Source organism: Sinobaca qinghaiensis (assembly GCF_003610495.1).
Taxonomy (GTDB): domain Bacteria; phylum Bacillota; class Bacilli; order Bacillales; family Marinococcaceae; genus Sinobaca; species Sinobaca qinghaiensis.
Genome location: NZ_RAPK01000001.1, coordinates 33,257 through 43,416 on the forward strand (window position 1 = coordinate 33,257; position 10,160 = coordinate 43,416).

Genomic DNA, 10,160 nt, shown 5'->3' on the forward strand with positions numbered 1-10,160 from the left:
CAGGCCGGAGCCTGCCTTTTCACTTCGATTTAATTTACGACGGAACCATTGGGAAGAGAATCCGCTACAGTGGCAAGCGTCAGTTTCTTTCCTTTGGAAGCAGCAAGAATCATCCCCTGCGACCATTCGCCGCGAAGCTTCACAGGTTTTAGGTTCGTAACACAGATCACTTTCCGCCCTACGAGTTCCTCAGGTGTATAATGTTCGGCAATACCAGATACGACCTGCCTTGACTCTCCGCCCAGTTCGAGCTGGATCTTTAAGAGCTTATCCGCTTTTTTCACCGGTTCGGCCGCTGTTACTTCAGCGACTTTGAGCTCTACTTTATGAAATTCATCTATTGTAATTTCATTGTTTTCGCTCTCCTGCGTTTCTTCTTCCTCGCCCGGTTCAGATTCTTCTTCTTTTGCTACGCCCCCCATATCTTCAATAATGTGGGTCACTTCTTCTTTATAATCGAGTCTCGGAAACACCGGGGTGCCCTTTTTGATAACGGTAGTGCCTTCAGAAAGCACACCAAAACTATGCAGGGATTCCCATGTGGTATCTTCTTTTTGAATGCCAAGCTGTTCCCACATTTTCTGCGGTGTTTTTGTCATGAATGGCTGAATCATAATAGATATATGGCGAAGCGATTCTGCTAAATGATAAAGAACCGCTCCAAGCTGTTCAGCATGTTCTTCGTTTTTTGCGAGCACCCATGGCTGTGTTTCATCGATATATTTATTCGTGCGGCTTACCAGCTGCCAGATGGCCGTTAAGGCTACAGAGAATTCCATATCCTCCATTGCGTCTTCTACTTTAACCACTGTCGCTTCGACAAGATCGACAAGAGAAGCATCAAATGGCGTTGCATCTTTTAAATAAGCCGGCAGCGTTCCGCCTTTGTATTTGTTAACCATAGCTACGGTACGGTTAAGAAGATTTCCCAGGTCATTGGCCAAATCGTAATTGATGCGGTCTACGAAGCCTTCCGGCGTAAATACACCATCGGATCCAAACGGCACTTCACGCAGCAGGTAATAGCGGAGAGCATCCAGTCCATAGCGCTCTATCAATGGAATCGGATCGACAACGTTCCCTTTAGATTTCGACATTTTTCCATCTTTCATCAACAGCCAGCCGTGGCCGAATACTTTCTTTGGAAGCGGCAGATCAAGTGCCATCAGCATAATCGGCCAGTATATCGTATGAAAACGTACGATTTCTTTCCCGACAATATGCACATCCGCCGGCCAGAATTTCTGGTAATCCACGTCCTGATCCGTACTGTAGCCAAGCGATGTAATATAGTTGGATAAAGCATCTATCCATACATAAACGACATGCTCCGGATCGCTTTCTACCGGAATTCCCCATTTAAATGCGGTACGGGAAACAGCGAGGTCTTCTAGCCCCGGTTTAATAAAGTTATTAATCATTTCGTTTTTCCGCGACTCCGGCTGGATAAATTCAGGATTTTCCTCATAGTACTTTAAAAGCCGGTCGGCGTATCGGCTCATCCGGAAAAAGTAGGAGCGTTCCCTCACCCATTCTACGGCGTGGCCGCTGTCAGGGCTTTTGCCGCCGACAATTTTTTCGTTTTCATATATAGGATCATCAAGCTGTCTTTCGGTATAGAACGTTTCGTCGGGTACCGAATACCAGCCTTCATATTCGTCCAGATAAATATCGCCGTTTGCCTTCAGCGTTTCAAAGATTTTCTGAACTACTTCTTTATGCCTTGATTCCGTAGTCCGGATAAAATCATCATAGGAAATATCAAGCTTTTCCCAGAGGTCTTTAATACCTGTCACTACTTCATCAACAAATTCCTGCGGGGAAACACCTTTTTCTTCGGCCTTGCGCTCAATTTTCTGGCCGTGTTCATCGGTGCCCGTTAAATAGCGTACGTTATACCCGCGCAGCCGCTTATAACGGGCCATAGCATCCCCGGCAACTGTCGTGTAGGCGTGGCCGATATGAAGCTTGGCGCTTGGATAATAAATAGGCGTTGTCAGGTAAAACGTCTTCTCATTCTCTGTCATCGTGGGGCCTCCTCAATAGAAAAACTTCTTTATATAAAATAAAATAAACCCTCATCCTGCAAAGGGACGAGAGTTTTACTCACGCGGTACCACCCAAATTTCCCCGGCAGTCTGCCTGGGCTCGGTGCGCTTCTGCGGACTGCTTCAGCAGAAAACAGCGCTCATCTTTAACGCAGACATACGTTTCTCTTTTGTTTTATGCAAACTCAAGAGAAAACTCCTCCCGGACCATTTTCGAAAATTCCAGCTGTACCGGTTTTCAGCATTCCCGGCTCTCTGTTACAGCGTCCTTTTGTACTTATCCTTTCACAGGAAAACAGTATTCATATTTTACTGGATATCAACAATAAATATATCGGGGAACGCCTTCACTGTCAATATCCTGGTCGCCGTAATTTAATTCGACTTTTTTCGACAAATTTAAATAAAATCATTTCTTTTTTATCCTTATATTGGATATGTAAATGGAAATTACACCAGGGGAGAAAACTAAATATATTTCATTAATACTGATTTAAATACTGATGCAGTAGTATTTTATGAATATGAAAAAATTTCTATATATTACAATAATGTAAAGTAAAAAATATTTGACTTGGTTTCTAAACATTGGTATTCTTAGGTTACAAATAGAGAAAAATGTCGAAAGATGACATAAAAAGATTTCAATCCTAGGAGGACGAACATTATGAAATCAACAGGTATTGTACGTAAGGTAGACGAATTAGGACGAGTGGTTATTCCTATAGAACTTCGCCGCACATTGGAAATTGCAGAAAAAGATGCGCTGGAAATCTATGTGGATCATGACCGCATTATTTTGAAAAAATACAAGCCGAACATGACCTGTCAGGTTACCGGTGAAGTATCAGATGATAACGTCTCTCTTGCCGGCGGTAAAATTATTCTCTCCCCGGAAGGCGCAGAGGAAATTATGAAAGATCTTCAAAGCTATACAAGCAAGCATAAGACGAACGCCTAAAAAGCCAAATAAAGCAGCGGCATCCAAAAGGATGCCGCTTTTTTTTTTGAAAGAAATGATTATTTATTCTCCCTGAATTTCGTGATAGGCCGCATATACTTCACGCTTGGGAATATCCCGGTCGACAGCGGCCTGTTTAATCGCCTCTTTTGATGTCATTCCTTCTTTTATATAATAATGCACATGGCTTTGCAGGCTGTATTCTTCCCACCAGTCGTTTTTTTTCACAAGGTCTCCGCTTCCTGCTTCCACTACGAGTGAACATTCTCCTTTTATATGATGGGAAGCAGCATAATCAGCCAGTTCCGATATACGCCCGCGTGTAAATTCTTCAAAGCGTTTGGTCAGCTCTCTTCCGAGAGAAGCCTGGCGGTCTCCCCACACGCTGCTCATATCTTTAAGCATGTCTTTCAAACGATGGGGAGCTTCGTAAAAAATCAGCGGCGCCCCAACTTCAGAAAGCCGGTTCAGTTCTTCGAGACGATCTTTCTTTTTTCTTGGCAGAAATCCGTAAAAGTAAAATCCCTGGGCAGCAAGCCCCGATGCAGCCAGTGCAGGCAGAACCGCATTCGCTCCGGGAAGGGGAATAACAGGTATATCGAGGTCCACACACTGCTTTACAATTTCCAGACCCGGGTCGGAAACAAGCGGCATACCTGCATCACTTACTAACGCTACCACTTTTTGTTCATGAAGCGCCTGCAGAATAGCTTCTCCCTTGTACTGCTTGTTATGCTCATGGTAGCTGTTCATAGGAGTATGGATATCGAAATGCGAGCAGAGCTTTTTGGTTTGTCTCGTATCCTCCGCAAAGATAACATCCGCCTCCTTTAAAATCCGGACGGCCCGCCACGTCATGTCTTCTAAATTCCCTATCGGGGTGGCAACCAAATACAGGCTTCCGCCTTCCTGTGCAAAACTATGTTGTTGTTTCATGCCTGCCTCCTCTGTTGTTTTGAATCAACATTTCTTTTTTCTCCCGGTTCCAGGATTTAATTTCCCGTTCCCTCTGCAGTGCTTCCCGCTTGGTCAAATATGCTTCCTGATGCATTAAAACAAGAGGTCCCCGTCCTCTCGTATACTTCGCACCCTTTCCCGCTGCGTGGGCCGCTATTCTTTTTTCTACATTGTCGGTGTATCCGGTATACAAGGTATGGTCGGCGCAGCGAAGAATATATACATAATGCTGCTTAATCGCTTCCTTCATAATATCTCTGAAACTCCTTTGTATATTGTCTCTGATCATCGTAAACAATCAAAGGGGGTTCTATTGTCAAACCCGGCCGGCCGGCTTTTATTCCTTCAAGCAGCAGAATATTTGCCGGGCGGTCCGCCAGGGGATGGATCCATTTCGCCCGTTTTGGTTCAATACCATACTGTTGATAGAGATGCACTAATTCCAAAAAGCGCTCCGGGCGAAGGACCATTGCTACTTTTCCTTTCTGCTTGACCATACGGGAAGCAGCTTTCACGATATCCTGCAGAGTGCCGTTTCGTTCATGGCGGGCGGCGTCAAAATGAGGATTGTTATGGTACTCCGTTTCTCCGGCTGCAGCAAAGTACGGCGGGTTGCAGGTTACCAGATCAGCCTGGGCCGGCGGGGCAGTTGTTTCCCGTACATCTGCTTCGATGCACTGAATTTGGGCGGAGAGATGATTGAGGTGTATACTCCGATCAGCCATATCTTTTAAACGAGGCTGGATTTCTACCCCTGTAATAGGCACCCGGCTTCTTGTTGATAATACGAGAGGAATTACTCCGTTGCCGCTGCACAGGTCAACAATACTGCCCTGCGTGATAGGTACCCAGGCAAACCTCGCCAGTAGTACGGCGTCCATGGAAAACGAAAACACGTCCTCACTTTGAATAATCTGCAGGTTTTTTGTTATGTAATCAATTCGTTCGTTCTGGTCTGTCACGTGCTGCCACTCCCTTATTCCAATAAACTGCCGGCTGTCATCTATTTACACAAAAAGACTGCCCAAAGAGTGAAAAATCACTTTTAGACAGCCTGTTCTTTATTTTTGCTGGAGAAAGGATAAGCAGAATAAACAATCGCCATCTGTACGAAGGCTTCCATAATGCATGTTGCAGATATGAAAACCTTCGTGATAAAGGCGGGCCAGGTTATCGTATCCCTCGCCTACACTTGTACGCTTCGGTTTTTTGTTTACCTGAAGCTTTTCCATTTCCAGTCTGGCTTCTTCTTTTACGTCCAAACGTTTACGCAGATGCTGATTTTCCAGAGAAAGGGCTTGATTTTCCTCAATCAGCATAGCCAGCTGTTCTTTTAATTCTCCCAGCTCATCATGTAAAGCGCCAATTCGTTCTTCCATATGAATGACCTGCGAAAATATTTCTCGTTTCTCCACGTTCCTCCCCACCCCAATTTTCCGTATGCTATCAGCGAGTAATGAATCCCTGCTCCATTAATTCATCCAGGCTGTATTCCAGCGCATTTTCATGTTCTGCAATATGAACCTGTACCAGGCGCTCCAGTATGTTAATTCCGGCTACTTTTCCACGGCCTTCCGGTGTTTCAATTTTCTGCCCAATGTCAGGCAGATCTTTTTTCGCCTGCTCATAATGATCGTTCTCATATTTAAGACAGCACATTAAGCGTCCGCACAGTCCGGAAATTTTGGCCGGGTTTAATGAAAGATTTTGGTCTTTGGCCATTTTAATGGAGACCGGTTCAAAATCGCCGAGAAAAGTGGAACAGCAGAGCACCCGTCCGCAGGGACCGATACCTCCAAGCATTTTGGCTTCATCTCGTACACCGATCTGCCGAAGTTCAATGCGGGTCCGGAACACTGAAGCTAAATCCTTTACTAAATTTCTGAAATCGATGCGGCCGTCCGCTGTAAAGTAAAAAAGCACTTTATTGCGGTCAAAAGTATATTCTACATTGACGAGCTTCATATCTAAGCTGTGTTCAGCAATTTTTGCCGCACAGGTGGCGAATGCCTTCTCCGACAATGTTTTATTTTCTTCCATGGCTTTTTTATCTTTGCTGTCTGCGATACGCAGCACCTTTTTCAAAGGCAGCACGACATCGTCTTCATTAACCTGTTTATTGCCAATGACTACTTTCCCATATTCCACACCCCGGGCGGTTTCTACAACAATCCATTCCTCGGCGGGAATCGTTAACTCACCTGGTGAAAAGTAATATATCTTGCCTGCTTTCTTAAACCTGACTCCTACTACGTCATGCAAGGCTATGATCCCTCCTGTAAATGAAGCACTAACTGCTCCATCAGAAGCTGGTTATTTACATTAGCACGAAGACGTCGTTTTGCGTCCAGGATAAACTGCATCGATGCAGCAATCTCTTGTTCTGTTATAGAAAGGGCTTGTGATTCAAGCTTTTGCATTTGATCGGGATAAGCAAATTCTCCGCCTGCTTTCTGAACAGAGAGTAGATCACGGTACCAAAAAAGCAGAAGATCCAGGCCAATGTCCAGCTCTTTTCTATCTTTAAAATGAACGAGCCACTTTTCCTGTAATGTTAGTAATGCCTGCTGAGGCCTTTGCTGTACCTCGCTTATTAATTGTATCACTAGAGCCCGCCCCTGTACAATCCACTCTTTGCTCTCTTCCTCGTAATTGGCAAGGGTTTCATCAGGAAGCCGTGCCAGCAGGCCGGCACTGGCCGGACTCATTCCCTGCTCTTGAAAATAAGCGGTTCTTGTAGAAAGAAGCGGCGGAGCAAAGCTGATCCGCTGTGCTCTTGATTGGATGGTCGGAAGCAGAAAATGGGCATTTTCTGTTAACAAAACCGCCATCGTTGGACTCGCAGGTTCTTCTAAGAATTTAAGAAGGCTGTTACCGGCACTGGCAGTCATCGTATCAGCCTGGTGAACAAGATAAACTTTTGTTCCTGCTTCCATCCCTTTATACGTAAACTCTTTTTGAAGAGCTTCCACCTGGGCTTTTTTAATAGAGTCTCCATCCGGATGCAAAAACATAACGTCGGGGTGGTTTCCATGCGCAATCCGCTTGCACTCCACACAGGATTCACAGGGACGGCCTTCAGTCTGCCTGGCACAAAAAATACTTTGTGCCATCAGAAGGGCCGCCTCTTCTTTTCTACTTCCGTGCATGCCTTCAAAAATATAAGCATGCGACAGCCTGTCTTTTTTGACAGCCTGCCGCAGCATGGTCATTACTGTGGGCTGCTCCACTTCCATTTCCGTCCATTTCATTAATTAACGCCTGCCTTAAAACTTCTCAAATCGTTCTACATCCATAATAAATACCGTAGCGCCGCCCACCTGCACTTCTACTGGGTAGGGTACATAGGAATCGGCATTGCCTCCCATCGGAGAAACGGGTGCTACAAGCTGATCCCGTGATTTGCAGTGATTTTTTATTATTTCAAGGACAGCATCTGTCTCTTCATCTTTTATGCCTATGAGGAATGTCGTACTGCCTGCTTTTAAAAATCCACCGGTGCTGGCAAGTTTTGTCGCCTGAAAATCGCGTTCTACCAGGGCGTTGGAAAGTCTATTGCTGTCTTTATCCTGAACTACAGCCACGATTAACTTCACGCTGATCCCCCTCTTTCTATAGGATAATATAAGTATGTTTTCTTTAATATTACTGGAAATCCCAAAAATCGCAAGCAGGAAATCCGGGGCTGTTACGCTTGATCAAACAGTCTGGCCTGAATAATCTGCACAGCCTCCTCTATAACCTCTTCTCTGGGCTGATCGGCATTAACCCGCACTATACGGTCCGGAAATCGTTCCATCAGCTGATGATAGGCATGATACACAGAATGGTGAAACGACATCGCTTCTCCATCAAGGCGATTAAACTCTCTATCCTGATTTTGCAGGATGCGGGCCATGCCGTTCTCCGGTGATATATCGAAAAACAGGGTTAAGTCCGGCATACAGTCCTCAATTGCAAAAGCATTGATACGATAAACAGCGTCTATGCCTAGTCCACGGGCAGCTCCTTGATAAGCCAGGCTGCTGTCAACAAAACGATCACATAAAACAATACTCCCCTGCTGCAGCGCAGGAAGAACCTTTTCCACCAGATGCTGCCTTCTCGCAGCAGCATACAAAAGAGCTTCTGTTCTGGCGTCCATCTCCTGATGCCCCGGATCTAAAATGACAGCCCTGATTTTTTCAGCGATAGCGATCCCGCCTGGTTCTCTTGTCACAACCACATCTTTTCCTGCCTGTTTTAAAAATTGTTCCAGTTCATGCATTGCTGTTGTCTTTCCGGAGCCTTCTCCGCCTTCTAACGTGATAAACCGGCCTTTATAAGTCATATGTATCCTCCATAATTGTTTTAACCTTCCAGAAGCCCTGATGCTGGTATATACCCTGCACGCGGCCCCCCTGATGAATCCATTCGTTTAGAAAATCCCATCGGCCGCCTTCCAGTACCTCTCCTTTAAAAAATAGAGGAACTCCCGGCGGATAAGGAATAATATCAGATGCCGCCGTGCAGGATTTTGCTTCTGCCAGTATCTTGTTCTGTCGCTTCCCGCGAAAAACAGCCGGAAGAACCTGACCTTCAGTGATAGATTTCTCTAAAAACGGTGATAAAGGAACAGTAGAAGAACGCTGCTTTGACGGGCTTTTCTGCTGTAGCCTTTTCAGAGCTTTTGAAGCCCTGTTCTTCCATTCTTCCGGCCAATTCGTACGTTCGAGCGGAAGAATAAGCAGAACCGTTTTCATAGTAGCAAGTTCAGGGTACAATCCTTCCTCTTCCAATAAAGAAGCAAGCTCCCAGCCGGTATAGCCTGCCGGTGTTCTAATAATACACTTTAATGGATCTTTATGATAAGGCGAAGGGGGAGTATACAATTCAAAACCAATATTCTGTATGTCCTCTTTAACCTGGATAAAGTACTGCTTCCACTGTTCCGTAGAAACCTGCTGCTGATCAACAGCATACTGCCTGGCTGCATCCAAAGAAGCCATAATAGGGTAAGAGGGGCTGCTTGATTGAAAAACCGCACAGGCAGCCTGTACTGCCTCAAAGGATATACGACTGTTGGAACCTATGTGTAGATAAGCACCCATCGTCATGGCAGGAAGCGTCTTATGAGCAGAATGTACAACAGCGTCTGCCCCCTCAGCAAGACTGGATACTGGAAAGTATTCGTTCACCGCAAAGTGGGCACCGTGTGCTTCATCGACTAATACAAGTCCTCCCTTATCATGAACGAAAGAAATAAGCTCACGCAGAGAAGAAGAAACGCCAAAATAGGAAGGCGATGTTAAAACAATTCCCTCTGCTTCCGGATAAAGGTGATAAGCCCGCTTCACTGTTTGAATTTCCAGACCCAAAGAGAGTCCTGTTGTTTTTTCAACAGCAGGCATTAAAAAAATAGGCTTCAATCCGGCCAGGCGGATACCATTTATTACTGACACGTGCGCATCCCGCTGTACAAAAACGGCAGCACCTTTTTCAAATGCGCTAAATATCATTGCCTGATTGCCTGAGGTGGATCCGCCTGTTAAAAAAAAGGTATGGCCGGATTGATAAAAAGAAGAAGCCAGGTTCTGCGCTTCCTGAATCACACCCTCTGGTGCATGCAGATCATCAAGACCCGGAAGTTCCGTAAAGTCATAGTTGAGGATTGAAGTAAATATTGTTTCTTTGGCATAAGGAACAATACGGCCATTCTTATGGCCCGGTACGTGAAAAGAAACAGGTTTTTTTTGATGATGGGCAAGCAGAGCATCTAATAAAGGCGTATTCGGGACCATAATATAGATTTCCTCTTTTCATTTAAGAATGTTTCACGTGAAACAAAAACATATAGAAAAAGCACCCTTCCCTTTAAGGGAAAAGTGCTTGCAGTAGCCCGGCAACGTCCTACTTTCACAGGGGGTCGCCCCCCAATTATCATCGGCGCACAAGAGCTTAACTTCCGTGTTCGGCATGGGAACGGGTGGGACCTCTTGGCCGTTGTCACCGGACAACATCGGGAACCGGTGGTTCCTTCAAAACTGGATAGCGACATCCGAAATGGAAAAAGTATTTGGATAAGTCCTCGATCGATTAGTATCTGTCAGCTGCATGCGTCGCCGCACGTCCACCTCAGACCTATCTACCTTGTCATCTCCAAGGGATCTTACTCACTTGCGTGATGGGAAATCTCATCTCGAGGGGGGCTTCAT

At 45.4% G+C, this 10,160-nt stretch carries 11 protein-coding genes, 2 rRNA genes and 1 other annotated feature; of the genes, 1 reads left to right on the top strand and 12 read right to left on the bottom strand.

Annotated features, from left to right (window positions below):
* Positions 1–29: 29 nt before the first annotated feature.
* Complete coding sequence (gene metG / locus ATL39_RS00180; RefSeq protein ID WP_120191264.1) at positions 30–2,027, bottom strand: methionine--tRNA ligase; 1,998 nt, start codon at positions 2,025–2,027, stop codon at positions 30–32.
* 59 nt (positions 2,028–2,086) lie between these two features.
* Positions 2,087–2,346, bottom strand: a binding site (T-box leader).
* Between the two features lie 369 nt (positions 2,347–2,715).
* Between metG and ATL39_RS00185 the strand changes: the two genes are divergently transcribed.
* Complete coding sequence (locus ATL39_RS00185) at positions 2,716–3,009, top strand: transition state genes transcriptional regulator AbrB (protein WP_120191265.1); 294 nt, start codon at positions 2,716–2,718, stop codon at positions 3,007–3,009.
* Between the two features lie 63 nt (positions 3,010–3,072).
* Here the strand turns inward: ATL39_RS00185 and rsmI are convergent, their stop codons facing one another.
* From rsmI to ATL39_RS00240, 11 genes are all read right to left on the bottom strand, one after another.
* A complete protein-coding gene (gene rsmI, locus ATL39_RS00190) occupies positions 3,073–3,945 on the bottom strand; it encodes a 16S rRNA (cytidine(1402)-2'-O)-methyltransferase (RefSeq protein WP_120191266.1) in 873 nt (290 codons plus the stop codon).
* Positions 3,929–4,216 (bottom strand): GIY-YIG nuclease family protein, encoded by a 288-nt coding sequence (locus ATL39_RS00195; RefSeq protein WP_425452947.1) that lies wholly within the window; start codon positions 4,214–4,216, stop codon positions 3,929–3,931. The genes rsmI and ATL39_RS00195 overlap by 17 nt, the downstream gene beginning before the upstream one ends.
* The gene (locus ATL39_RS00200; RefSeq protein WP_245960884.1) at positions 4,200–4,928 is read right to left on the bottom strand and encodes a tRNA1(Val) (adenine(37)-N6)-methyltransferase; all 729 of its coding nucleotides are present in this window, start codon (positions 4,926–4,928) and stop codon (positions 4,200–4,202) included. The genes ATL39_RS00195 and ATL39_RS00200 overlap by 17 nt, the downstream gene beginning before the upstream one ends.
* A gap of 99 nt (positions 4,929–5,027) precedes the next feature.
* Complete coding sequence (gene yabA / locus ATL39_RS00205) at positions 5,028–5,381, bottom strand: DNA replication initiation control protein YabA (RefSeq protein ID WP_120191267.1); 354 nt, start codon at positions 5,379–5,381, stop codon at positions 5,028–5,030.
* A gap of 31 nt (positions 5,382–5,412) precedes the next feature.
* The gene (locus tag ATL39_RS00210) at positions 5,413–6,228 is read right to left on the bottom strand and encodes a PSP1 domain-containing protein (RefSeq protein WP_120191268.1); all 816 of its coding nucleotides are present in this window, start codon (positions 6,226–6,228) and stop codon (positions 5,413–5,415) included.
* 2 nt (positions 6,229–6,230) lie between these two features.
* A complete protein-coding gene (holB, locus tag ATL39_RS00215; protein WP_120191269.1) occupies positions 6,231–7,217 on the bottom strand; it encodes a DNA polymerase III subunit delta' in 987 nt (328 codons plus the stop codon).
* Between the two features lie 15 nt (positions 7,218–7,232).
* Positions 7,233–7,562, bottom strand: a complete 330-nt coding sequence (locus tag ATL39_RS00220; protein ID WP_120191270.1) for a cyclic-di-AMP receptor — start codon at positions 7,560–7,562, stop codon at positions 7,233–7,235.
* 92 nt (positions 7,563–7,654) lie between these two features.
* Positions 7,655–8,296 carry a dTMP kinase gene (tmk, locus tag ATL39_RS00225; protein WP_120191271.1) on the bottom strand — a complete coding sequence of 214 codons (642 nt, stop codon included), beginning with the start codon at positions 8,294–8,296 and terminating at the stop codon, positions 7,655–7,657.
* A complete protein-coding gene (locus ATL39_RS00230) occupies positions 8,286–9,746 on the bottom strand; it encodes an aminotransferase class I/II-fold pyridoxal phosphate-dependent enzyme (protein ID WP_120191272.1) in 1,461 nt (486 codons plus the stop codon). The genes tmk and ATL39_RS00230 overlap by 11 nt, the downstream gene beginning before the upstream one ends.
* A gap of 96 nt (positions 9,747–9,842) precedes the next feature.
* Positions 9,843–9,959 (bottom strand): 5S ribosomal RNA (rrf, locus tag ATL39_RS00235).
* 62 nt (positions 9,960–10,021) lie between these two features.
* Positions 10,022–10,160: ribosomal RNA gene (locus tag ATL39_RS00240) — 23S ribosomal RNA — on the bottom strand; the annotation flags it as partial.